We start from the raw sequence: 24,622 nt of genomic DNA on the forward strand, positions 1-24,622 counted from the left end.
TGAGAAGTGGGGCGGGAAGGGCTCCCGCCCGAGGGAAAGGCTACGCGCCAGGCTCGAGCATGCCGCTCGCGCTGCGTTTCTGGCTGAACTGCCACCACAGGGCGAGTAGCGTCATAAAGCCCACCACGCCCAGCATCATCCACGGAAGTTCAGGTTGATTTAACGCTTTGCCAGCATCAAACAACCAGCCGCCGCCGGCGTAACCTAATGCCCCGCCAAGCGCCAGCCCCAGTCGGCTGAACCCCATATAGCTGCCGCGTGCACGCGCATCCGCAAGCGAGGCGCTCAGCGTTTCGCGGGCAGGCTCGGCGATGATCGAGCCAATATAGAACGTGCAAATCAGCGTAAACAGCTGCTGGAGCGTGTTCACCAGGCCGATCGGCATCATGCTCAGCGTCATCAGGAACAGTCCGGCCATCAGGCGATGCTCCAGGCGAAAACGCCGCTCGCTCCAGCGGGCAATCGGATAGAGGAGCGTTAACGACAGGCAGGCTTCGATGGCGTACATCCATTTCACCGCCGCAGGGGTACCTGCAATGTCGTTAACCATGATCGGCAGCATCAGCATGACCTGCACGGCCAGCATGTAATATCCCGTCAGGGTCAACACATAGGTGACAAAACGTCTGTCGCGCAGGACGCGGCCCAGCCCTTCCCGAACCGGCGCTTTCACCCTTGACAGTTTCCATGCCGGCAGGAACAGGCCATTAAACAGCGCGCACAGCATAAAGAGCACCGCCCCAGCCGCGCAGACCAGACGGAAGTCATACTGCAGCAGCCAGCTTCCCAGCAGGGCGCCGATAACCGCCCCGGCGCTGTCCTGCATCATCAGAATCGAGAAGAAACGGCCGCGGTGCTGCGGGCGAATCAGCTTTACCACCAGCGCGGTGCGGGGCGGATCGAACAGCGTGCCCCCGATACCGGAGAGGAAACAGGAGAACCAGAGCAGCCAGGGCTCCTGGGCGACCGCCATCGTGGCAAACCCTGCCGCGCGCAGCAGCATACCGGTGACGATCATCGGTTTCGCGCCAAAGCGGTCAGCGATAGCCCCGCCAAAGACGCCCAGGCCCTGCTGGACAAACTGGCGTAGCCCCAGGGCAATGCCGACCATTAATGCCGCCCAGCCCATCTGATCGACAAAGCGGATCGAAATAAGCGGAAAAACGACAAAAAAGCCGAGCACGACCAGCATGTTATCGACGAGCAGGAAATATTTACCCAGGCTCCTGGCCTGTGATACGCGGGACATTTTCCCTCCAGGGAAAATAAGATGGTGAGCACGCTAACATTCTGCGGTGTCGCCGCGTTTTTTCCCACCCCTGCACGTGACAATATTTTTTTATCAAAAGGGTGCTTTGATAGAGAGTTCTCATCGAAAAATGTGAAAAGAGGTGAAAATGGTATGTCACTGTTTTCACAGACGGCGCAGGCGCAGGTATAGTAAAGCTAATGGGCAAGCTGAAGTGACGGGAAGGAGTGGTATCGATGTTTGGCTATCGCAGCAATGTGCCAAAAGTGCGTCTGACAACGGACAGGCTGGTCGTTCGTCTGGTGCATGAGCGTGATGCCTGGCGTCTGGCGGATTATTACGCCGAGAATCGCCAGTTTTTAAAACCCTGGGAACCCGTTCGGGATGAGAGCCATTGTTACCCTTCCGGCTGGCAGGCGCGCCTCAGCATGATTACGGAATTTCACAAGCAGGGCAGCGCGTTTTATTTCGCGCTGCTGGATCCTGAAGAGAAAGAGATTATCGGGATCGCCAATTTTTCAAACGTGGTGCGGGGATCGTTTCACGCCTGCTACCTGGGCTACTCCATCGGCCAGAAGTGGCAGGGGCAGGGGCTGATGTACGAGGCGCTGACGGTAGCGATCCGCTATATGCAACGCACCCAGCACATTCATCGCATTATGGCGAACTATATGCCGCATAACCAGCGCAGCGGAAATCTGCTGGCGCGTTTAGGGTTCGAGAAAGAGGGTTACGCCAAAGACTATCTGCTGATAGACGGAGAGTGGCGCGACCACGTTCTGACGGCATTAACCACCCGGGACTGGACTGCAGGTCGTTAAGGAGAAAAGATGAAGTATCAGCTAAACGGTACAGAAGCGCGCGTGATTGGGTGCTTACTCGAAAAACAGGTCACCACGCCGGAGCAGTATCCGCTGTCCGTCAACGCCGTGACCATGGCCTGCAACCAGAAGACCAACCGCGAGCCGGTGATGAACCTCAGCGAGCATGAGGTTCAGGACGTGCTGGATGCGCTGGTAAAACGTCACTATCTCCGCACCGTCAGCGGCTTCGGCAACCGCGTGACCAAATACGAACAGCGCTTCTGTAACTCCGAATTCGGTGACCTGAAGCTGAGCAGTGCGGAAGTGGCGGTCATCACCACGCTGTTGCTGCGCGGAGCGCAAACGCCGGGAGAACTGCGCACGCGCGCTTCCCGTATGCATGAGTTCAGCGATATGCAGGAGGTCGAGCAGACCCTCGAAGGGCTGGCCGCGCGTGAAGACGGTCCTTACGTGGTGCGTCTGGCGCGCGAGCCGGGCAAGCGTGAAAGCCGCTATATGCACCTGTTCAGCGGTGACGTTGATAGTTCAGTGAAATCCAGCGCAACTGACATAACGGCCGTAGATGATGATTTGGTTGCCCGCGTAGCGGCGCTGGAAGACGAGGTCGCCGGGCTGAAACAGCGTCTGGATGCCCTGCTGGCACATTTGGGAGACTGACGGTGAAAAAATTACGCATTGGCGTAGTAGGGCTGGGCGGTATTGCACAAAAAGCCTGGCTGCCGGTTCTGGGGGCAGCGACGGACTGGACGCTGCAAGGGGCATGGTCACCCACACGCGAGAAGGCCGAGCGGATCTGCGAAACCTGGCGTATGCCGTATGCGGCGTCGCTTCAGGATCTGACCCGCGAGTGCGATGCGGTCTTTGTGCATACCTCAACGTCTACCCACTATCAGGTCGTGAGCGAGCTGCTCAATGCGGGCGTTCACGTTTGCGTGGATAAACCGCTGGCGGAAAATGTTCCGGACGCGGAACGCCTGATTGAACTGGCGGCGCGTAAAAAACTGACGCTGATGGTCGGCTTCAACCGCCGCTTCGCGCCCCTTTACCAGCAGCTTAAGGCACAGTCGGGCACGCTTGCCTCGCTGCGGATGGATAAACACCGCACGGACAGCATCGGGCCAAACGATCTGCGCTTCACGCTGCTGGATGATTATCTCCACGTTGTGGATACGGCGCTGTGGCTCGCCGGTAGCAACGCGCAGCTGCAAAGTGGCACGCTGCTCACGAACGAGCAGGGTGAAATGGTCTACGCAGAACACCATTTCGCGATTGACCATCTGCAGATCACGACCAGCATGCATCGTCGTGCCGGCAGCCAGCGAGAATGCGTCCAGGCCGTCACCGACGGCGCGTTGTACGACATTACCGACATGCGTGAATGGCGGGAAGAGAAGGGCAGCGGCGTGGTGACGCTCCCCGCGCCTGGCTGGCAGAGCACGCTTGAACAGCGCGGTTTTGCCGGTTGCGCCCGCCACTTCATCACCTGCGTGCAAAATCAGACGGTTCCTGAAACGTCCGGCGAGCAGGCCATCATGGCGCAGCGCATTGTGGAAAGGCTCTGGCGCGAGGCCATGAGTGAATAACTCGCTGTAACATCTGCGGATAGTAATTCGTTGAAATCCGGGTAGACTAAGCGCCGCTTGTAGGCTTTGCCGGGTGGCGCTTACGCTTGCCCGTCCTGGAAATCCGTATGGTTCTGGAAATTCACGTTAATGAACTTATTAAAATCGCTGGCGGCCGTCAGCTCGATGACCATGTTTTCCCGCGTGCTGGGTTTTGCGCGCGACGCCATTGTGGCAAGGGTATTTGGTGCAGGGATGGCCACGGACGCCTTTTTCGTCGCGTTCAAATTACCGAACCTGCTGCGTCGTATTTTTGCGGAAGGGGCGTTTTCCCAGGCATTCGTCCCGATCCTGGCAGAATATAAAAGCAAGCAGGGCGAGGACGCCACGCGCGTCTTTGTGTCTTATGTCTCCGGCCTGCTGACGCTGGCGCTGGCGGTGGTGACCGTCCTCGGGATGCTGGCCGCGCCCTGGGTCATTATGGTGACCGCGCCCGGCTTTGCCGATACGGCCGACAAGTTTGCCCTGACCTCGCAGCTGTTGCGCATTACTTTCCCCTATATTCTGCTGATCTCGCTGGCCTCGCTGGTGGGGGCGATCCTCAATACCTGGAACCGCTTCTCTGTACCGGCGTTTGCGCCGACGTTTCTTAACGTCAGCATGATCGGCTTTGCCCTGTTCGCCGCCCCGCACTTCAACCCGCCGGTGCTGGCGCTGGCCTGGGCGGTCACCGTCGGCGGCGTGCTGCAGCTGGCGTATCAGCTGCCGCACCTGAAAAAAATCGGCATGCTGGTGCTGCCGCGCATCAACTTCAAAGATGCCGGGGCGATGCGCGTCATCAAGCAGATGGGGCCCGCCATTCTCGGCGTTTCCGTCAGCCAGATCTCGCTGATTATCAACACCATCTTTGCCTCGTTCCTGGTGTCCGGCTCGGTTTCCTGGATGTACTACGCCGACCGCCTGATGGAGTTTCCGTCCGGGGTGCTGGGCGTGGCGCTGGGGACCATCCTGCTGCCGTCGCTGTCGAAAAGTTTTGCCAGCGGCAATCATGATGAGTATTGCCGCCTGATGGACTGGGGCCTGCGTCTTTGCTTCCTGCTGGCCCTGCCAAGCGCGGTGGCGCTGGGTATTCTGGCCAAACCGCTGACGGTGTCGCTCTTCCAGTACGGGAAATTCACTGCCTTCGATGCCGCCATGACCCAGCGCGCGCTGATTGCCTACTCGGTGGGACTGATGGGGCTGATCGTGGTGAAAGTGCTGGCGCCGGGCTTTTACTCGCGTCAGGACATCAAAACGCCGGTAAAAATTGCCATCGTGACGCTGATTATGACGCAGCTGATGAACCTGGCGTTTATTGGTCCGCTGAAACATGCCGGCCTGTCATTATCGATTGGTCTCGCGGCCTGTCTGAATGCCGGCCTGCTGTACTGGCAGCTGCGCAAGCAGGATATTTTCACGCCGCAGCCGGGTTGGGGCAGTTTCCTGGTGCGTCTGATCGTTGCGGTACTGGTGATGTCTGCCGCGCTGCTTGGCATGATGCACGTGATGCCGGAGTGGTCCCTGGGCACGATGCCTTATCGCCTGATGCGCCTGATGGCCGTGGTGTGCGTTGGTGTGGTGGCGTACTTTGCCACGCTCGCGGTGCTGGGTTTCAAAGTCAAAGAGTTTGCCCGCCGGACGGCATAAACGCCAAAAGGGGAGTTCACCTCATGGTGCTCCCCACTGCATGATTAGTCGCTTATGCGTCAAATCGAAATCTTTTTCACACCTGCAATACGCGCCGTCGCCGTCTGACCATCCGCACCGTACAGACCGGTTTCTTTATGCGGTTTCAACACCTCAAGCGCCTGCTGATTACGCTCAATCTGCCCTTCCAGTAGCCAGCCGTTATGCTGGTTAAGATCGCGCAGGTGCTGAGTTTTTTCGGTAATGGTCTGCCAGCGCTCAATAATATCGTCATTGGCGCTGCGCTTAGGATCTTGCTCAGCGCGTCGCTGTTGTTCCAGATAATCCAGCGTTGCCAGAAGCGAACTTTTGTCTTCAGTAATACGCTGCAGCGCGCTGCCGTTGATGTGACCGGAAGAGAGATGCTGCTGTTCAGCGTCCATTACCGTTTTCAGGTCGTTCAGGACAACCGTCATTTGATCCAGTATTTCTGACAGTCGACTCATACGGTTAGTTACTCTGTAAGAAACTCTGTGCTTCCTGAATCAGGGCGTCAGCGATTTTGCTGGTGTCCATTTTCAGCTCACCGTTACGAATAGCCGTTTTCAGCGCTTCAACACGTTCCATATTGATATCGTTGCTGCCCGGCTGCATCAGTTTTGCCTGCGCGTCGCTCAGGGTCACGCTGGTGCTGTTGGACGTTGACGGTTTTTCCAGGCGCGTTTTCTGCGCCGTTGCGTCATTCGTTTCGCGAGGTTGTACAGCGCTTACCGGCTTCAGGGCTGATGTACGATCAATGCTCATAGTGTTGTCCTCATCGAGGGTTCGCGGCGTTTGCGCCTGACATCATCATTAGTGGAATATTTATCGGCACGCGCCGCGAAATCTTTAAAAAGATTATAGGTTAATCAGAATATTCCCATCAGCATCGACGGTTCCGCTCACCACCTGGCCTGAGGACATTCTGACGCGGGCGTTTTGCGCCACCGCGGCATTGTTCAACGCTTTCCCTTCACTGTTGATGCTAAAGCCATCTCCGTTGGCCACCACCATCACCTGTTGGCCTGCTTTTACCCGCCATGCCTGACGCAGCATGGAGATCTGTATCGGCTGGCCTGGCGCGACGTCGCGCAGGCTGACGGCGTCCTGAGCCTGGTTAATATCCAGCATGGTGCGTGGCGGCAGTTGATCCAGACGGCCGCGCTTCAAGGTCACGCTGTTTGTCTGCAGTACGCTGCCGCGCGCAATGGGCACGGCGGCGACAACATAATTGCCCGTCGCCTGAACGGCAACCTGTAAATAGCGTTTTTCGTTGGCGCAGCGTGCCAGCACGTTCACATTCCCCCATAGCTTTGTGAACCCTACCACGCTGAAGGACGGCTGGTCGCACGTCGGGTACAGATTCGGTGGCGTGCGCACGGTAACGGTCACGTCATCGCTAAAGCCTGCCAGTTTTTCGGCAAAAAAAGCCGTTAGCCGATCCTGTAACCCTTCAGCCTGCGCCAGAGGGCTTAACAGCAAGAGAGTCGCCACCAGACCACGTTTTAACGTTTGCATCGCAAGTTCCACCGTTTCCAGAGTTGAACGAATTCTACCTGTAGTGGTTTTGCATCAACGGAATAAATAGCGACGCATTTTGCGCTTATTCCGTCGATAGGGGAGACCGGGTGAGATTTAAGCTGTGAACTGAAATTTTGCCATCAGCGGAGGAGACATGCTCGATAAACTCGACGCCGCGTTACGTTTTCAGCAGGAAGCGCTCAACTTACGCGCCCAGCGGCAGGAGATTTTAGCCGCCAATATCGCTAACGCCGATACCCCGGGGTATCAGGCGCGCGATATTGATTTTTCCAGTGAACTCAAAAAGGTGATGGAGCGTGGACGTGCCGAAGGAACGGGTGTTGCACTTGCCATGACATCCTCTCGCCATATTCCTGCTCAGGCGATGACTGCGCCAGCGACCGATTTACTTTATCGCATTCCCGATCAGCCCTCACTCGACGGTAACACCGTGGATATGGACCGGGAGCGTACCCAGTTTGCCGACAACAGCCTGAAATACCAGACGGGCCTGACCGTACTCGGCGGACAAATCAAAGGCATGATGAACGTCCTGCAGGGGGGGAACTGATAGATGGCCTTGCTGAATATTTTTGATATCGCCGGTTCGGCGTTAACCGCACAGTCCAAGCGCCTGAACGTGGCCGCCAGTAACCTCGCGAACGCCGACAGCGTCACCGGACCCGACGGCCAGCCTTATCGTGCCAAACAGGTAGTCTTTCAGGTCGATGCTGCGCCAGGCGCGGCGACGGGCGGCGTGAAGGTCTCGGATGTGGTGGAGAGCCAGGCCCCGGACAGACTGGTGTATGAGCCGGGTAACCCACTGGCGGATGCCAGCGGATACGTGAAGATGCCAAACGTGGATGTGGTGGGTGAGATGGTGAACTCCATGTCGGCTTCCCGTAGCTACCAGGCCAACGTCGAAGTGCTTAATACCGTGAAGAGCATGATGCTCAAAACACTCACTCTCGGCCAGTAAAGGAGACATGCATGTCCATCGCCGTAAATGTGAATGATCCGACGAACTCGGGTGTTAACAACACAAAGAGTACGACGGGTTCTAACTCCCTGACGGGGAGTAACGCCGCCGATCTTCAGGGCAGCTTTCTGACGCTGCTGGTGGCGCAGCTTAAGAACCAGGACCCCACTAACCCGATGCAGAACAACGAACTGACCACGCAGCTTGCGCAGATCAGCACCGTTAGCGGCATTGAGAAACTCAACACCACCCTTGGTTCCGTCTCTGGACAGATTAATAGCGCCCAGTCTCTGCAGGCGGCAAGCCTGATTGGCCACGGGGTGATGATCCCGGGAACCACGATTCTGGCAGGCACCAGCACTACCGAAGGCAACACCACAACGACCACAACGCCGTTTGGCGTTGAGCTGCAGCAGGCGGCGGAGAAAGTTACCGCAACCATTACCGACAGCAACGGCACGGTTGTGCGCACCATTGATATCGGTGAGCTGAAGGCGGGCGTTCACACCTTTACGTGGGATGGCAGCCTGACCGACGGCACGAAAGCACCAAACGGTGCTTACAAAGTCGCGATCAGCGCCAGCAACGGGACGACCCAGCTGGTGGCGCAGCCGCTGCAGTTCGCGCTGGTCCAGGGCGTGATTAAAGGAAGCGACGGCAACAAACTGGATTTGGGAACCTCTGGTTCCACCACACTCGACGAAGTTCGGCAGATTATCTAAGCCTTAACACTTATCAGGAGTAAGTCATGGCCTTTTCTCAAGCGGTCAGCGGCCTGAATGCTGCGGCCACCAACCTGGACGTCATTGGCAACAACATCGCCAACTCCGCGACCTATGGTTTTAAATCCGGTTCTGCTTCCTTTGCAGACATGTTTGCCGGTTCCAAAGTCGGCCTGGGCGTGAAAGTTGCGGGCATCACTCAGGACTTTAGCGACGGCACCACCACCAACACCGGTCGTGGTCTGGACGTCGCCATCAGCCAGAACGGTTTCTTCCGTATGGTCGACTCCAACGGCTCTGTGTTCTACAGCCGTAACGGCCAGTTCAAGCTGGATGAAAACCGTAACCTGGTGAACATGCAGGGGATGCAGTTAACCGGTTATCCGGTTGCCGGGACGCCATCAACGGTTCAGACCGGGGCGAACCCACAGGTCATTAATATCCCAACCACGCTGATGGCCGCGAAGTCCACCACCACGGCTTCCCAGCAGATTAACCTGAATTCCACCGATACCGCGCCGACCACCGCCTTTGATCCGGCTAATCCGGACACGTACAACAAAAAAGGTACGGTGACCGTCTTTGATAGCCAGGGTAATGCGCACAACATGAACCTGTTTTATGTCAAAGATGCGACCCCAGCTAACTCCTGGAAAGTGTATGCCCAGGACGGTAGCGTCGCAGGCAGCACGGCGGCACTCGCCACCACGCTGACCTTTGATAATAACGGTACGCTGACCGGTGGTGGAAATATCAACATCACTACCGCGACCATCCCAGGTGCGACGCCAGCGACCTTCGCCATGAGTTTTGCTAACTCCATGCAGCAGAACACCGGTGCGAACAATATCGTCGCGACCAGCCAGAATGGTTTTAAACCAGGCGACCTGGTGAGCTACCAAATCAATGACGACGGCACTGTGGTCGGTAACTATTCCAACGAACAGACCCAGGTTCTGGGCCAGATCGTGCTGGCAAACTTCGCCAACAACGAAGGTCTGAAATCGGAAGGCGACAACGTCTGGTCTGCCACCCAGTCCTCCGGCGTGGCGCTGCTGGGTACTGCCGGAAGCGGTAACTTCGGCACGCTGACCAACGGTGCGCTGGAAGCCTCTAACGTCGATCTGAGTAAAGAGCTGGTGAACATGATCGTCGCGCAGCGTAACTATCAGTCGAACGCGCAGACCATCAAAACCCAGGATCAGATCCTCAACACGCTGGTTAACCTGCGTTAAGCGGCTAACAGGAAAGCGCAATGGATCACGCAATATATACCGCGATGGGCGCGGCAAGTCAGACGCTCAATCAGCAGGCCGTTACCGCCAGCAACCTGGCAAACGCCTCAACGCCGGGCTTTCGCGCGCAGCTTAATGCGCTGCGCGCGGTGCCGGTAGAAGGGCTTTCCCTGCCGACCCGTACGCTGGTGACGGCATCAACCCCTGGCGCCGATATGACGCCAGGGCAGATGGATTACACCTCACGCCCGCTGGACGTGGCTCTGCAGCAGGACGGCTGGCTGGCGGTGCAAACGGCGGACGGTAGCGAAGGCTATACCCGTAACGGGAACATCCAGGTGAGCGCGACGGGCCAGCTGACGATTCAGGGGCATCCGGTGATGGGGGAAGCGGGTCCGCTGACCGTACCGGAAGGCTCTGAGCTGACTATCGCTGCGGACGGCACCATTTCGGCGCTCAACCCTGGCGACCCGGCAAATACCGTTGCGCCCGTCGGTCGTCTGAAGCTGGTCAAGGCGGAAGGCAAAGAGGTGCAGCGTGGCGACGACGGCATGTTCCGTCTGACCCAGGCGGCGCAGGCGACGCGGGGGGCCACCTTACAGGCCGATCCGAGCATCCGCGTGATGTCCGGTGTTCTGGAAGGCAGTAACGTCAAGCCGGTCGAAGCCATGACCGACATGATCGCCAGCGCCCGTCGTTTTGAAATGCAGATGAAGATCATCAGCAGTGTCGATGAAAACGCGGGCAAGGCTAACCAACTTCTGGCTATGAGCTAACAGGATTCCTTATGATCAGTTCTTTATGGATCGCGAAAACTGGCCTGGACGCCCAGCAAACCAATATGGACGTGATTGCCAACAACCTGGCAAACGTGAGCACCAATGGTTTCAAGCGTCAGCGCGCCGTTTTCGAAGATTTGCTTTATCAAACCATCCGCCAGCCGGGCGCGCAGTCTTCTGAACAGACGACGCTGCCATCGGGCCTGCAGATCGGTACCGGTGTTCGTCCGGTGGCGACCGAGCGTCTGCACAGCCAGGGCAACCTGTCTCAGACCAACAACAGCAAAGACGTGGCGATCAAAGGCCAGGGCTTCTTCCAGGTGCAGCTGCCTGACGGGACTTCTGCCTACACCCGCGACGGCTCGTTCCAGGTCGATCAGAACGGCCAGCTGGTGACGGCGGGCGGTTTCCAGGTTCAGCCTGCGATTACCATCCCGGCGAACGCCCTGAGCATTACCATCGGACGTGACGGTGTGGTCAGCGTAACCCAGCAGGGGCAGGCTGCGCCGGTTCAGGTTGGGCAGCTCAACCTGACCACCTTCATGAACGATACCGGTCTGGAAAGCATTGGTGAGAACCTCTACACCGAGACGCAATCCTCCGGTACGCCAAATGAGAGCACCCCGGGCCTGAACGGCGCGGGCCTGCTGTATCAGGGCTATGTTGAAACCTCCAACGTGAACGTGGCGGAAGAGCTGGTGAATATGATCCAGGTTCAGCGCGCGTATGAAATTAACAGTAAAGCAGTGTCGACGACCGACCAGATGCTGCAGAAACTGACGCAACTCTAAGGTGTAGCCCGGTGCGGTAAACGCCGCGCCGGCTCCCTGTTTTCGAAGATGAAGGCAATGCAAAAAAACGCGGCGTTTCGTTATCCGATTCTGACTGTTCTGGTCGTCACCCTCAGCGGGTGTGCCTGGATCCCGTCTAAACCTTTGGTCCAGGGTGCGACGACTGCCCAACCCGTTCCTGGCCCTGCGCCAGTAGTCAACGGCTCCATTTTCCAGACCGCGCAGCCGATTAATTACGGCTATCAGCCGCTGTTTGAAGATCGCCGCCCGCGTAACGTCGGCGATACATTGACCATTGTGCTGCAGGAAAACGTCAGCGCGAGCAAGAGCTCGTCGGCGAACGCCAGCCGCGATGGCAAAACGAATTTTGGCTTCGATACCGTCCCGCGCTACCTGCAGGGACTGTTCGGCAACGCGCGTGCTGATGTCGATGCCTCTGGCGGCAACACCTTTAACGGTAAAGGTGGCGCGAACGCCAGCAACACCTTCAGCGGCACGCTGACGGTCACGGTTGACCAGGTACTGGTTAACGGCAACTTACACGTGGTGGGTGAAAAACAGATCGCCATCAACCAGGGCACTGAATTCATTCGCTTCTCGGGCGTGGTTAACCCTCGCACCATCAGCGGCACCAACACCGTTCCGTCCACCCAGGTGGCGGATGCGCGCATTGAGTACGTCGGTAACGGCTACATTAATGAAGCGCAGAATATGGGTTGGCTGCAGCGCTTCTTCCTTAACTTATCGCCGATGTAAGCGAGGTGACCCATGTTTAAATCGATCTTCGCCGTGGCGCTCGCGCTGGTGGCTACCTTTGCCCAGGCTGACCGTATTCGCGATCTCACCAGCGTTCAGGGCGTGCGTGAAAACTCGCTGATTGGCTATGGCCTGGTGGTGGGGCTGGACGGTACCGGTGACCAGACGACCCAGACCCCCTTTACCACCCAAAGTCTGAACAACATGCTTTCCCAGCTCGGCATTACCGTGCCGGCGGGAACTAACATGCAGCTGAAAAACGTGGCGGCAGTAATGGTCACCGCGTCCTACCCGGCGTTTGCGCGTCAGGGACAGACCATTGACGTGGTAGTCTCCTCAATGGGTAACGCCAAAAGCCTGCGCGGCGGTACGCTGCTGATGACTCCGCTGAAAGGCGTCGACAGCCAGGTTTATGCGCTGGCGCAGGGGAACATTCTGGTCGGCGGTGCGGGTGCATCCGCAGGCGGAAGCAGCGTGCAGGTGAACCAGCTCAACGGCGGACGGATTACCAACGGGGCGATCATTGAGCGTGAACTGCCGACCCAGTTTGGCGCGGGCAACACCATTAACCTGCAGCTCAATAATGAAGACTTCACGATGGCGCAGCAGATTGCCGATACCATCAACCGCAGCCGTGGCTACGGTAATGCCACGGCACTTGATGCGCGTACCGTGCAGATCCGTACCTCCACCGGCAGCAGCAACCAGGTGCGCATGCTGGCCGATATCCAGAATATGGAAGTGAACGTTCCGGTCCAGGATGCGAAGGTGATCATCAACTCCCGTACCGGCTCGGTGGTGATGAACCGGGAAGTGTCGCTCGACAGCTGTGCCGTGGCGCAGGGGAACCTGTCGGTGACGGTGAACCGCTCCGCTAACGTCAGCCAGCCGGACACGCCGTTTGGCGGTGGTCAGACGGTGGTAACCCCGCAAACGCAGATTGATTTACGTCAGAGCGGTGGGTCTTTACAGAGCGTGCGATCAAGCGCCAACCTGAACAGCGTGGTGCGCGCCCTGAACGCCCTGGGCGCAACGCCGATGGATCTGATGTCCATCCTGCAATCGATGCAAAGCGCGGGCTGCCTGCGCGCCAAACTGGAAATCATTTAATGCTGACCGATAGCAAATTGTTGACCAGTGCAGCCTGGGACGCCCAGTCGCTCAACGAACTGAAAACCAAAGCAGGCAAAGACCCGGCGGCGAATATCCGCCCGGTCGCCCGCCAGGTGGAAGGAATGTTTGTACAGATGATGCTGAAGAGCATGCGTGAAACCCTGCCGAAAGACGGGATGTTCAGCAGTGATTCAACGCGTCTCTACACCAGCATGTATGACCAGCAGATTGCGCAGCAGATGACCGCCGGGAAAGGCCTCGGTCTGGCTGACATGATTGTCAAGCAGACCGAAGCCGCGCAGGGCATTCAGCCTCAGGATCAGCCGCAGCAGGTACCGATGAAGTTCGACCTGGAAACGGTGACCAGCTATCAGAACCAGGCTCTGACGCAAATGGTGCGTAAAGCCATGCCGAAAGCCACGGGCAGCGGCGATGAGCCGCTCTCCGGTGACAGCAAAGACTTCCTGGCGCAGCTTTCTCTGCCGGCACGGCTTGCCAGTGAACAGAGCGGCGTGCCGCATCACCTGATTCTGGCGCAGGCCGCGCTGGAGTCGGGCTGGGGTCAGCGCCAGATCCGCAAGGAAAACGGCGAACCGAGCTTCAACATCTTCGGTGTGAAGGCCACCTCCAGCTGGAAGGGGCCAACTACGGAGATCACAACCACCGAATACGAGAACGGCGCGGCGGTGAAGGTCAAAGCCAAATTCCGCGTCTACAGCTCGTATCTGGAAGCGTTGTCCGATTATGTTGGCCTGCTGAGCCGAAATCCGCGCTATACCGCCGTGACGCAGGCGGCGACGGCGGAGCAGGGCGCTCAGGCGCTGCAAAACGCGGGCTACGCGACCGACCCGAACTATGCGCGTAAGCTCACCAGCATGATCCAGCAGCTGAAATCCATGGGCGAGAAGGTCAGCAAAGCCTATAGCACAGATATTGAAAATCTGTTCTGAAAGTTCTCAAGTCCCGGTGGAGGTTGCCGATAACCTTCATCAGGACTCGTGTCTGAACGTATAAAAGGAACCCCCATGTCCAGTTTGATTAACAGCGCCATGAGTGGCCTCAGTGCTGCGCAGTCGGCACTCAATACCGTCAGTAATAATATTTCAAGCTATAACGTGGCAGGCTATACCCGCCAGACCACGGTGCTGGGCGCATCTAACAGCACGCTGACCGGCGGTGGCTGGGTGGGTAACGGGGTGTATGTCTCCGGTGTCCAGCGTGAGTATGACGCCTTCATCACCAATCAGCTGCGCGCCGCACAGACGCAGAGCAGCGGCCTGACGACGCGCTATCAGCAGATGTCAAAAATCGACGATGTGCTCTCCGATACCACCAACTCGCTTTCCACCACGCTGCAGGACTTCTTCAAAAGTCTGCAAACCCTGGTGAGCAACGCGGAAGATCCGGCGGCGCGTCAGACGGTGCTGGGTAAAGCGGGCGGTCTGGTCAATCAGTTCAAAACCAACGATCAGTATCTTCGTGACCAGGATACGCAGGTGAATACCGCGATTTCAACCAGCGTGTCGCAGATCAACAACTATGCCAAACAGATTGCCAATCTGAACGATCAGATTTCCCGTCTGACCGGCGTCGGTGCGGGCGCATCGCCTAACGACCTGCTTGATCAGCGCGATCAGCTCGTCAATGAGCTGAACAAAATCGTCGGCGTGGAAGTGTCTGTTCAGGATAGTGGTACGTTTAACATCTCTTTCGGCAACGGTTACAGCCTGGTACAAGGCAGCAAAGCCAACCAGCTGGCTGCCGTGAAGTCGAGTGCCGATCCGGCTCGTACTACCGTAGCCTATGTCGATGACGTGGCCGGGAACGTAGAGATCCCGGAAAAGATGATCACCACCGGTTCTTTGGGCGGTTTACTGACCTTCCGCACGGAAGATCTGGATAAAGCTCGTAACACCCTGAACCAGATGGCGCTGGCCTTTGCCGATTCGATGAACACGCAGCATGAGGCTGGCTTTGACGCTAACGGTGATGCGGGCGGTAAGCTGTTCAACTTTGGTTCTCCGGCGGTGCTGTCCAACAGCAAGAACGGCGGGTCGGCGGTTGTTACCGCCTCTGTGGCGGACAGCAAACAGGTCCAGGCGACAGACTATAAGCTGCAGTTCAACGGCACTGACTGGACGATCACCCGTACATCAGACAAAACCAGCTTTACGATGAGCCCGGATGCCAGCGGCAACCTGTCGTTTGATGGTCTTAACGTCAACGTGAGCGGCACGGCAAATACCAAAGACAGCTTTACCGTGAAGCCGGTTTCCGACGTCATCATGAACATGGATCTGGCGATCAGCGACGAGTCCAAACTGGCGATGGCGTCCGTGCAGAACGGCGGCGAAAGTGATAACCGTAATGGCCAGAAACTGCTTGATCTTCAAAACGCGAAAGTTGTGGGTGGGAATAAAACCTTTAACGATGCGTATGCCTCTCTCGTCAGTACAGTCGGTAGCTCAACGGCGTCACTGAAGGTGAGCAGCCAGACGAAAGCGAATGTGGAAACGCAGTTAATCAAGCAGCAGCAGACCATCTCTGGGGTAAACCTCGACGAAGAGTATGGCAATTTGCAGCGTTATCAGCAGTATTACCTGGCGAACGCCCAGGTTCTCCAGACTGCCAGTACGCTCTTCGATGCAATTATCAACATTCGTTAAGGTTGAGGTGAATAATGCGTATTAGCACCCAGATGATGTATGAGCAGAACATGCGCGGGATCACCGATTCCCAGAGCAGATGGCTGAGCTACGGTGAGCAGATGTCCACCGGTAAGCGCGTTAACCGTCCTTCGGACGATCCTATCGCCGCGTCGCAGGCCATCGTTCTGTCACAATCGCAGTCGCAAAACAGCCAGTTCGCGCTTGCACGTACCTTCGCCACGCAAAAAGTCTCGCTGGAAGATAACGTGTTAACGCAGGTGAACACCGCGCTCTCAAGCGTGCGCGAGAAGCTCGTTTATGCGTCGAACGGCACATTAAGCGATGACGACCGCCTTTCTCTGGCGACCGATATTCAGGGGATCCGCGATCAGCTTATGAACCTGGCCAACACGACGGATGGTAATGGTCGCTTTATCTTTGCGGGATACAAAACCGAGAGTGCACCGTTTGATGCGGCGACCGGGGATTATAACGGCGGCGCAGAGGCCATCACGCAGCAGGTTGATACGGCGCGAAATATGACCATTAGCCATACCGGGCAGCAGATTTTCGAAAGCATTACCAGTAATGCGGAAGAGCTACCGGGCGGTGGATATGGCCAGACGAACATGTTCAAAATCCTGGATTCTGCCATCGCGTCGCTGAAGACGCCGATTGAGAACGATCCGGCTGCTGCAACGGCGCAAAGCCAGGTGATTGCTAATGCGCAAATCGGCATCAAAAACTCCCAGAACAATATCCTGACGGTCGTCGCGGATGTGGGCACCAAGATGAACGAGCTGGAAAAACTCGATACGCTGGGCGATGACCGCGCGCTGGGCCAGACCAAGCAGATGAGCGACCTGGTGGATGTCGACTGGAACGAAGCGATTTCCTCTTACACCATGCAGCAGGCGGCCTTGCAGGCGTCTTATAAAGCGTTTAGCGATATGCAGGGCATGTCTCTGTTTCAGCTGAACAAATAACATCTTGACCTCTTAGAACATGTCTTGAAACTGGGCATGTTTTGCTGCCCAATCCGTCTGGATTGGGCATTTTTTTTATGCGACTTCTACCGTTACTGAGGCGACACGCGCGCTTTCTATCAGACGGATGACCAGCGCAATGACGCCACAGACGGTGGCCAGTGCGACCACACCCGTCCAGCCAGCCAGCGAGTAGATATTGCTGCCTAACGCGGACCCCAGGGCCATCCCGATAAAGACGACCGTAAAGAGCAGGGCGTTGAGACGACCACGCGCCTGCGGTTCAAGGCTGTACACCAGGTTCTGATGGGCGACCAGGCTGGACTGCAGGCCCAGGTCGAATCCGACGGCAGAGATGGCGATCAGCATCAGCTGTCCATGAACGCCCAGCGCGGGCATCAGGAACATCAGGGCGAAAGAGACGGTCACAAGAACGGCACCAAGCTGCGTGACTTTTCCTGCCCCCAGTTTGTCCGCCAGCCCCCCCGCCAGTGGGGCAGCTAACGCACCCGCGGCACCGGCAATACCAAAACCACCTGCGACGGCACTACCCAGGTGATAGCGTTCCAGCAGCATGACCGCAAGCGTTGACCAGAAGGCGCTAAAGGCAATCGACAGGAAACCCTGAGCCAGCGCCGCGCGGCGCAGCGCCGGGTAGCGACGCCACAGGTGTTCCATCGAGCGCATCAGCGCGGGGTAGCTCAGCGTGGAGTGAATGGCAAAACGGGGAAGTACAAACCACATCATTACCCCGATGAACGCAATGCTCGCCGCTGCCAGCTGGTACATGACGCGCCAGCCAAACGCTTCGCCCACCACGCCGCTCACGGTTCTTGATAATAAGATACCCATCAGCAGGCCGGTCATTACCGTGCCCACGGTTTTCCCCTGTTTACCTTCCGGCGCAAGGATGGCCGCGGCAGGGACGATATCCTGCGCCATGGTGGCGGCCATGCCGATAAGCAGGCTTGCCAGCAGCAGGGAATGGATCTGCCCGGTCAGGCTACAGCCGAGAAGAAACAGCGCCAGCGCCGCGCTTTTGATCAAAATTAACGTCCTGCGGTCGTGGCGATCGCCCAGAGGAAGCAGGAACAGGATGCCAAGCGCGTAGCCTGCCTGCGTTAATGTTGGCACCAGGCCCATACCTTCAATACTCAAATGCAGGTCGGCACCCATCAGCGGCAGCAGGGGCTGCGCGTAATAGATTGATGCCACGCTGAAACCAGCCCCCAGAGCCAGCATAAAGATCACCCAGCGGCTTACAGCATGGGGAGTCGTTGTTGTGTTCATAAGTTGTTCCTCATTCATCGTGTGAGGCTATTTTTTATCAGCACGCCTTGCGACGGTAGCGGGCCCGGTGGTAAAACGCTTATACGTTGAACGTATAAGTGAAAATGCGATGAAAAGAGCTGAGCGTATAGACAGAGTTGAGCTAATGCGGACGTTTGTCCGCATTGTTGAGGCGGGTTCGCTCTCTGCGGCGGCGCGGCAGCTGGCAACAACCCAGGCCACGGTAAGCCGACGGCTGCAGTCGCTTGAAACCATGCTGGGCGTGCGCCTGATGTTGCGCACCACCCACACGACGCGGCTAACGGATGACGGCGAGCGCTGCTACCAGCACGCCCGTCGGGTGATTGACAGCTGGCTGGCGCTGGAGGATGAGGTAGGGCAGACGGAAGATGAGCCGGTAGGCGTGCTGCGGGTGCGGGCACCGCACGCATTTGGTCAGGATCAGCTTCTGAAACCCGTAACCGAATTTTTGCAACGCTATCCGCAGCTTTCGATTGAGTGGATGCTCAACGATCGGTCGGCGGATTTCCTCGGCGACAACCTTGACTGTGCTATTCGGGTAGGCGTGGAGGTCGATCCGGCAACCGTATCCGTACTGCTGGCGGAGGTGCCGCGCTCGGTGGTGGCTTCTCCGGCACTGCTGGCCCGCTTCCCGGCGGTGAATATGCCGGAGGATTTGCAGCAGTTTCCCTGGATAGCCATCAGCTCTTTCTACCAGCGCCACGTGGAGCTTTTTCACGATGCTTCGTCCGCCACCGCGCGGATTGCTATTACGCCACGGCTCAGCACCGACAGCCTCTATGTCGCACGCAATACGGCACTTACCGGCCTTGGCGTGGCCGTGGTATCCAGCTGGACGGTACAGGACGATATTCGGGAAGGGCGGCTGGTGCATTTGCTGCCCGAGTGGCAGCCCGCGGCGCTACCGGTACATCTGGTTTATCCCTGGTCCCGTTATTATCCGGCACGCTTGCGGCGATTTCTGGAGTTGATGCGGCAGGTCATGCCGGAGGTGACCGGGATGAGAAAGCCTGTTCAGCAGCCATAAAAAAGCCGACCCAAGGGTCGGCTTTTTACTTCAGTGTCGTTTGTCGTTATTCGACAGACTGTGGACGCGTTGCCGGTGCAGTCGCCTGATGCGTTGCACTATGACCACCGGCTGCGCCTTTACCTTCGAAGCTGAAGGCCGGGCGAACCCAGTCGCTGTGACGCGGCGCTTCAGGCACGTAATCCGGCGCCGGGGCGCGGGTCATTGGTGCTGTCGCCACGTGGGCAGCGGCTGGCGCAGAGACAACCGGCTCAGGTTTCACTTCAGGCGCTTTCGGCTCTTCAACAACCGGTTCAACCTGAATCTCAACGTCCTCAACGACCTCTTCAGCGGTGGTTTCGACGAGGGTTTCAGCGGCTTCTTCTACCGCGGCTACAGGTTCAGCCTCTTCAGCGATTTCCTCAGCCACCACGACATCTTCTTCAGCAATAAGCTGCGGTGCGGCATCAACCGGCGCGGCAATCACTTCGGGATGCGTGGTTTCGACGTCCGCGGCCTGAGGTGCTTCAGTTTCAACAACCTGAGGTTCAACCACGGTTGCCGTTTCAGTCACGACCTCTTCTACCGCTGCTACAGGTGCAATGACCTCTTCCGTTACCGGCTGTTCTTCAACAACCTGCTCCGGGCGAGCAACAGGGTAGCGGATCCAGACTTTGCCGGAAGCCATTTCTGGTGAAGCACATGCAACGGTCAGCGGCATTGGAGACTGAGTCGGGTACCGCTCGTCACGATAGCGACGACGGCGCTGACCGCTGACGCGCAGATGACGTGGGGAACGACGTGAACGGCGCGGCATACCGGCGTTATCACGGTTTTCACCGTTTTCATCCTGCTCAATGTTGTTATCAACGACCGCTGGCAGGTCAACTTTTGCCAGCTGCGTACCGGTTGCGCTCTCGCGAGTTTCAACCGCAACGTTTGCTGTCTCTTCGGTTGCTTCAGAGGCGAAACGGACTTTCTGAGCAAGCTGGCGCTGCTTACGGCGCGGCATGACCTGAGTACGTTCTTCCTGCTCGCCGTCCTGCTGTTCAACAGGCTCTTCGCGGTTCAGGTTTTTGACTTCCTGCTGTGCCTGACGCTTCTCGTCGTTACGGCGACGGTTGCGTTCACGGCGCGGCTGCTGGTCGTCACGCTGTTTGCTCTTCTCAGACTCATCGCCCGCCTGCTGGCGAATTTCACGATCTTCAACATTCTGCTGCTGTTTCTCGCGACGGTTGCGGCGGTTGTCTTCGCGTTGCTCACGGCCTTCGTTATTGTCAGAGCGGTTGTCACGGTTGTCACGACGCTCGTTGCGCTCATTACGATCGCTACGGTCATTACGGTCGCGGCGGTTGTTCTGACGCTTACGGCGGTCCTGCTGACGTTCAGGCTTGGCCGCTTTTGGCTCTTCTTTCGGCTGCTCTGGCTGAACTTCCTCACCGGCAAACATCTTCTTCAGCGCGCCGAAGAAGCGGCTCAGCAGACCCGGCTGCGCTGGCTGTGCTTTCGCTGCCGTCGCTTCTGGTTTCTGCGCCGCAGGTTTGGCCGCTGGTTTTTCCAGGGCGGCTTCCGGTGGGGCTTCTGGCATGATGAAGGTCGCTAACGCAGGCTGCTCTGGCAGCTTACGCTCTGCTGGCTCGTCATCAGATGGCAGGGCCATCTCTTCTTCGTGCAGCTTCGGCAGCAGGTAGCTGAGCGTTGACGTCTCTTCACCTTTACGGACACGCAGCACGTGGTAGTGCGGGGTTTCCATCTGATCGTTTGGCACGATGATGCAGCGAACGCCGCCCTGACGCGCTTCAATGGCACTGACCGCAGCACGTTTTTCGTTCAACAGGTAGGACGCAATTGGCACAGGCACAATCGCGTGAACCTCTTTGGTATTCTCTTTCAGCGCTTCTTCTTCAATCAGACGCAGGATAGAGAGGGACAGCGATTCGTTATCACGCACGGTGCCGGTGCCGGAGCAGCGTGGGCAGACGTGATGGCTGGACTCACCCAGCGATGGGCTCAGACGCTGACGGGACATCTCCAGCAGGCCAAAGCGTGAGATATGGCTAATCTGAATACGCGCACGATCCTGACGCACCGCTTCGCGCAGACGGTTTTCTACCGCACGCTGGTGACGAACAGGGGTCATGTCGATGAAGTCGATAACAATCAGACCACCCAGGTCGCGCAGGCGGAGCTGGCGCGCGATTTCATCAGCGGCTTCAAGGTTGGTGTTGAAGGCGGTCTCTTCGATGTCGCCGCCGCGGGTTGCACGCGCGGAGTTGATGTCGATAGCGGTCAGCGCTTCAGTGGTATCGATAACGATAGAACCGCCGGATGGCAGACGCACTTCACGCTGGAAGGCGGACTCAATCTGGGATTCGATCTGATAGTGGCTGAACAGCGGGATTTCACCGGTATACAGCTTAATTTTGCTGGTGAAATCCGGACGGCCCAGCGCGGCGATGTGCTGGCGCGCCAGCTCAAGCACTTTCGGGTTATCGATCAGAATCTCACCGATGTCCTGACGCAGGTAGTCACGGAAGGCACGCACGATCACGTTGCTTTCCTGGTGGATCAGGAACGGAGCAGGGCGGCTTTCCGCTGCTTTCTGGATGGCTTCCCAGTGTTTCAAACGGAAGCTGAGGTCCCACTGCAGCGCTTCGGCGGATTTCCCGACGCCTGCGGTACGCACGATAAGCCCCATGCCGTCAGGCAGTTCAAGGCTTGCCAGTGCTTCTTTCAGCTCGGTACGGTCATCACCTTCGATACGGCGAGAGATACCACCCGCACGCGGGTTGTTTGGCATCAGCACCAGATAGCTCCCCGCCAGGCTGATAAAGGTTGTCAGTGCGGCACCTTTGTTGCCACGTTCTTCTTTATCAATCTGAACGATAACTTCCTGACCTTCACGCAGAACATCTTTGATGTTTGGGCGGCCATGGGCGTTGTAGTTTGCAGGGAAATATTCGCGGGCGATTTCTTTCAGAGGGAGGAAACCATGACGCTCAGCACCGTAATCGACAAATGCAGCTTCAAGGCTTGGTTCAATGCGGGTGATTTTGCCTTTGTAAATGTTCGCTTTTTTCTGTTCGTGTCCAGGACTTTCGATATCCAGATCGTACAGGCGCTGCCCATCCACAAGGGCGACACGCAACTCTTCTTGCTGAGTTGCGTTGATTAACATTCTTTTCATCGTAACTTACTCGTTATTCTTACATTGACGACAAAGCTGCGGGCAAGGTGACGCTTTCCGGGGTATGAACCGATGGCCTCGTGTCTGTTCACGTCGCCAACCTCACGGTTGTCGCTCGCTTAAGAGGCGCAGAGTGTCGGTTGCCTGTGTTTCATACGGAAACACAGCGCAATTATCAGGGGAATTGCCTGGGTAGAACTCTCCAGAGAACAATCCTTATACCGGGAAGTACTGCAACCCGCAGCCCGCTAACTGCCTGAAAGATCAATACGTCTTACGCCATTGCTGCGTGGATGATCGGTCAGACAAAATTGGTCATTCCGTCGACATCCTTACAAAACCCGGATTTAACGCGGAAAACGACCTCATTATTCCACTGCTCGCCGGGTTATAGCAAGATGACTTTTACCAATTATCACCCGGTTACTCACAGTTTCTTCACCTCAAGGTGGTGATTGGTTTAATAACCACCAAATCGATTGCGTGAAACGGGGCGCAGGCCGGATAAAAGTAAATATAAGCATAGAAAAATGAGTGGCGCTAATGGCTGACGATATTTAGAATCGCCAACCATGAAAACAGAGACTCCAGCCGTAAAAATGGTTGCCATCGCCGAAGATGAAGCGGGGCAACGTATCGATAACTTCTTGCGCACCCAGTTGAAAGGGGTGCCAAAGAGCATGATTTACCGCATCCTGCGTAAGGGCGAAGTGCGGGTGAACAAAAAACGCGTGAAGCCCGAGTACAAACTCGAGGCGGGGGATGAAGTGCGCATTCCACCGGTGCGCGTGGCAGAGCGTGAAGAAGAGACCGTTTCACCGAAGCTACAGAAAGTGGCGGCCCTGAGCGATGTCATCCTTTACGAAGATGACCACATTCTGGTGCTGAATAAACCGTCAGGAACGGCAGTCCATGGCGGTAGCGGCCTGAGCTTCGGTGTGATTGAAGGGCTCCGCGCCCTGCGCCCGGAAGCGCGTTTCCTTGAACTGGTGCACCGTCTCGACCGTGACACCTCTGGCGTGCTGCTGGTAGCGAAAAAACGTTCTGCGCTGCGTTCCCTGCATGAACAGCTGCGTGAAAAAGGGATGCAGAAAGACTACCTGGCGCTGGTGCGCGGCCAGTGGCAGTCCCATGTAAAAGTGGTGCAGGCGCCGCTGCTGAAGAACATTCTGCAAAGCGGCGAGCGTATTGTCCGCGTCAGCCAGGAAGGGAAACCGTCTGAGACGCGCTTTAAGGTTGAAGAGCGCTATGAGTTTGCCACGCTGGTGCGCTGCAGTCCGGTGACCGGCCGTACCCACCAGATCCGCGTACATACGCAGTTTGCAGGGCACCCCATCGCGTTTGATGACCGCTATGGCGACCGCGAGTTTGATAAGCAGCTGGCGGGAACGGGGCTATCGCGTCTGTTCCTGCATGCGGCAGCGCTGAAGTTTACCCACCCAAATACCGGTGAAGTCATCCGTATTGAAGCGCCGCTGGATGAGCAGTTGAAACGCTGCCTGAAGGTTCTGCGTGGCTGATTTTGCCCGGCGGCGCTGCGCTTGCACGGGCCTACGGTTTTGTAGGCCGGGTCAGCGCAGCGCCACCCGGCGAAGGTCACATCGTCAGCGGATTACACTCTTCTCGCCGTAACATCTGACACAAGGCAATCAGCGGTAACCCCACCAGGGTGTTCGGATCCCGACCGTCCAGCTTGTCGAACAGCGCAATCCCCAGCCCCTCACTTTTAAAGCTCCCCGCGCAGTTCAGCGGACGCTCACGACGCACATAATCCATAATCTCTTGCTCGCTGAGATGACGGAAGTGTACGTCGAACGGCTCGCACTCGGTTTGCAGATGGCCTGACGCGGCGTTATAGAGGGCGAGGCCCGTATAGAAGGTCACGATAGTACCGCGCGCGCGCAGAAGCTGCTGGCAGGCATTTTCCTCTGTATGCGGCTTGCCGGTGATTTCGCCGTCCAGCACGCAAACCTGATCGGAGCCTATAATCAAATGCGAAGGATAGCGTGCGGCCAGCGACTGCGCCTTCTCCTTAGCAAGACGCGTCACCAGATGGCGCGGTGACTCGCCCGGCTGTGGCGTCTCATCCACGTCTGGTGCAGCGCATTCAAACGGGATCCCGAGCTTTTCCAGCAGCATTCGGCGGTAGGGAGACGTGGAAGCAAGGACGAGATTTGGCATATTTTTATCACCAGATATAGCGTATCGATGCCAGCCATTTTAAACTACAGGCCGCAATGTGTGCGAAT

General features: G+C 57.3%; 24 protein-coding genes. 17 read left to right on the plus strand and 7 right to left on the minus strand.

The window, feature by feature from the left end:
• Window positions 1-40: 40 nt before the first annotated feature.
• Entirely contained in the window at window positions 41-1,249 is a 1,209-nt protein-coding gene (mdtH, locus tag BFV67_RS07985) for a multidrug efflux MFS transporter MdtH (protein WP_069598120.1), read from the minus strand.
• Window positions 1,250-1,485: 236 nt separating this feature from the next.
• On the opposite strand from mdtH, the gene rimJ reads away from it, so the two are divergent.
• From rimJ to murJ, 4 genes are all read left to right on the plus strand, one after another.
• Complete coding sequence (rimJ, locus tag BFV67_RS07990) at window positions 1,486-2,070, plus strand: ribosomal protein S5-alanine N-acetyltransferase (RefSeq protein ID WP_008500822.1); 585 nt, start codon at window positions 1,486-1,488, stop codon at window positions 2,068-2,070.
• 9 nt (window positions 2,071-2,079) lie between these two features.
• Window positions 2,080-2,730, plus strand: coding sequence for a YceH family protein (locus tag BFV67_RS07995; RefSeq protein ID WP_021240772.1), 651 nt, complete (start codon window positions 2,080-2,082; stop codon window positions 2,728-2,730).
• Between the two features lie 2 nt (window positions 2,731-2,732).
• On the plus strand, window positions 2,733-3,656 hold the full coding sequence (locus BFV67_RS08000; RefSeq protein WP_069598121.1) for a Gfo/Idh/MocA family protein: 924 nt from the start codon (window positions 2,733-2,735) through the stop codon (window positions 3,654-3,656).
• 129 nt (window positions 3,657-3,785) lie between these two features.
• Window positions 3,786-5,321 (plus strand): murein biosynthesis integral membrane protein MurJ, encoded by a 1,536-nt coding sequence (gene murJ, locus BFV67_RS08005; RefSeq protein WP_008500819.1) that lies wholly within the window; start codon window positions 3,786-3,788, stop codon window positions 5,319-5,321.
• 59 nt (window positions 5,322-5,380) lie between these two features.
• On the opposite strand, the gene flgN is transcribed toward murJ, so the two are convergent.
• The 3 genes from flgN to flgA all read right to left on the minus strand — a co-directional run bounded on the left by flgN (window position 5,381) and on the right by flgA (window position 6,857).
• Window positions 5,381-5,806, minus strand: a complete 426-nt coding sequence (gene flgN, locus BFV67_RS08010; RefSeq protein ID WP_008500818.1) for a flagella biosynthesis chaperone FlgN — start codon at window positions 5,804-5,806, stop codon at window positions 5,381-5,383.
• Window positions 5,807-5,810: 4 nt separating this feature from the next.
• A complete protein-coding gene (gene flgM / locus BFV67_RS08015) occupies window positions 5,811-6,104 on the minus strand; it encodes a flagellar biosynthesis anti-sigma factor FlgM (RefSeq protein WP_008500817.1) in 294 nt (97 codons plus the stop codon).
• 93 nt (window positions 6,105-6,197) lie between these two features.
• Window positions 6,198-6,857, minus strand: a complete 660-nt coding sequence (flgA, locus tag BFV67_RS08020) for a flagellar basal body P-ring formation chaperone FlgA (RefSeq protein WP_023292792.1) — start codon at window positions 6,855-6,857, stop codon at window positions 6,198-6,200.
• Between the two features lie 157 nt (window positions 6,858-7,014).
• Between flgA and flgB the strand changes: the two genes are divergently transcribed.
• The 11 genes from flgB to flgL all read left to right on the plus strand — a co-directional run bounded on the left by flgB (window position 7,015) and on the right by flgL (window position 16,869).
• A complete protein-coding gene (flgB, locus tag BFV67_RS08025) occupies window positions 7,015-7,431 on the plus strand; it encodes a flagellar basal body rod protein FlgB (RefSeq protein ID WP_008500815.1) in 417 nt (138 codons plus the stop codon).
• A gap of 3 nt (window positions 7,432-7,434) precedes the next feature.
• A complete protein-coding gene (gene flgC, locus BFV67_RS08030) occupies window positions 7,435-7,839 on the plus strand; it encodes a flagellar basal body rod protein FlgC (protein WP_008500814.1) in 405 nt (134 codons plus the stop codon).
• Between the two features lie 11 nt (window positions 7,840-7,850).
• Window positions 7,851-8,561, plus strand: a complete 711-nt coding sequence (gene flgD, locus BFV67_RS08035) for a flagellar hook assembly protein FlgD (RefSeq protein ID WP_021240768.1) — start codon at window positions 7,851-7,853, stop codon at window positions 8,559-8,561.
• 26 nt (window positions 8,562-8,587) lie between these two features.
• Entirely contained in the window at window positions 8,588-9,796 is a 1,209-nt protein-coding gene (flgE, locus tag BFV67_RS08040; protein WP_008500812.1) for a flagellar hook protein FlgE, read from the plus strand.
• A gap of 20 nt (window positions 9,797-9,816) precedes the next feature.
• Window positions 9,817-10,572: a flagellar basal body rod protein FlgF gene (locus BFV67_RS08045; RefSeq protein WP_008500811.1), complete on the plus strand. Its 756-nt coding sequence runs from the start codon at window positions 9,817-9,819 to the stop codon at window positions 10,570-10,572.
• Between the two features lie 11 nt (window positions 10,573-10,583).
• Window positions 10,584-11,366 carry a flagellar basal-body rod protein FlgG gene (gene flgG / locus BFV67_RS08050; RefSeq protein ID WP_008500810.1) on the plus strand — a complete coding sequence of 261 codons (783 nt, stop codon included), beginning with the start codon at window positions 10,584-10,586 and terminating at the stop codon, window positions 11,364-11,366.
• Between the two features lie 57 nt (window positions 11,367-11,423).
• On the plus strand, window positions 11,424-12,122 hold the full coding sequence (gene flgH / locus BFV67_RS08055; RefSeq protein WP_084833287.1) for a flagellar basal body L-ring protein FlgH: 699 nt from the start codon (window positions 11,424-11,426) through the stop codon (window positions 12,120-12,122).
• Window positions 12,123-12,134: 12 nt separating this feature from the next.
• Complete coding sequence (locus tag BFV67_RS08060) at window positions 12,135-13,232, plus strand: flagellar basal body P-ring protein FlgI (protein WP_008500808.1); 1,098 nt, start codon at window positions 12,135-12,137, stop codon at window positions 13,230-13,232.
• Window positions 13,232-14,185, plus strand: coding sequence for a flagellar assembly peptidoglycan hydrolase FlgJ (gene flgJ / locus BFV67_RS08065; protein ID WP_021240767.1), 954 nt, complete (start codon window positions 13,232-13,234; stop codon window positions 14,183-14,185). Before BFV67_RS08060 ends, flgJ begins: the two co-directional genes overlap by 1 nt.
• Before the next feature lie 75 nt (window positions 14,186-14,260).
• Window positions 14,261-15,901 carry a flagellar hook-associated protein FlgK gene (gene flgK, locus BFV67_RS08070; RefSeq protein ID WP_045352905.1) on the plus strand — a complete coding sequence of 547 codons (1,641 nt, stop codon included), beginning with the start codon at window positions 14,261-14,263 and terminating at the stop codon, window positions 15,899-15,901.
• A 14-nt stretch (window positions 15,902-15,915) separates the two neighbouring features.
• Complete coding sequence (flgL, locus tag BFV67_RS08075; protein WP_008500805.1) at window positions 15,916-16,869, plus strand: flagellar hook-associated protein FlgL; 954 nt, start codon at window positions 15,916-15,918, stop codon at window positions 16,867-16,869.
• A 75-nt stretch (window positions 16,870-16,944) separates the two neighbouring features.
• On the opposite strand, the gene BFV67_RS08080 is transcribed toward flgL, so the two are convergent.
• Window positions 16,945-18,159 carry an MFS transporter gene (locus BFV67_RS08080; RefSeq protein WP_069598123.1) on the minus strand — a complete coding sequence of 405 codons (1,215 nt, stop codon included), beginning with the start codon at window positions 18,157-18,159 and terminating at the stop codon, window positions 16,945-16,947.
• Between the two features lie 145 nt (window positions 18,160-18,304).
• Between BFV67_RS08080 and BFV67_RS08085 the strand changes: the two genes are divergently transcribed.
• Window positions 18,305-19,207 (plus strand): LysR family transcriptional regulator, encoded by a 903-nt coding sequence (locus BFV67_RS08085; RefSeq protein ID WP_418251753.1) that lies wholly within the window; start codon window positions 18,305-18,307, stop codon window positions 19,205-19,207.
• A 46-nt stretch (window positions 19,208-19,253) separates the two neighbouring features.
• On the opposite strand, the gene rne is transcribed toward BFV67_RS08085, so the two are convergent.
• On the minus strand, window positions 19,254-22,373 hold the full coding sequence (gene rne / locus BFV67_RS08090) for a ribonuclease E (RefSeq protein ID WP_055321341.1): 3,120 nt from the start codon (window positions 22,371-22,373) through the stop codon (window positions 19,254-19,256).
• 572 nt (window positions 22,374-22,945) lie between these two features.
• On the opposite strand from rne, the gene rluC reads away from it, so the two are divergent.
• Window positions 22,946-23,893, plus strand: a complete 948-nt coding sequence (gene rluC, locus BFV67_RS08095) for a 23S rRNA pseudouridine(955/2504/2580) synthase RluC (protein ID WP_021240761.1) — start codon at window positions 22,946-22,948, stop codon at window positions 23,891-23,893.
• Window positions 23,894-23,969: 76 nt separating this feature from the next.
• On the opposite strand, the gene BFV67_RS08100 is transcribed toward rluC, so the two are convergent.
• A complete protein-coding gene (locus BFV67_RS08100) occupies window positions 23,970-24,554 on the minus strand; it encodes a Maf family protein (protein ID WP_032622831.1) in 585 nt (194 codons plus the stop codon).
• Window positions 24,555-24,622: the final 68 nt, after the last annotated feature.

Origin of the sequence: Enterobacter roggenkampii, from assembly GCF_001729805.1 — a bacterium.
In the GTDB taxonomy this organism is placed as follows: Bacteria; Pseudomonadota; Gammaproteobacteria; order Enterobacterales; family Enterobacteriaceae; genus Enterobacter; species Enterobacter roggenkampii.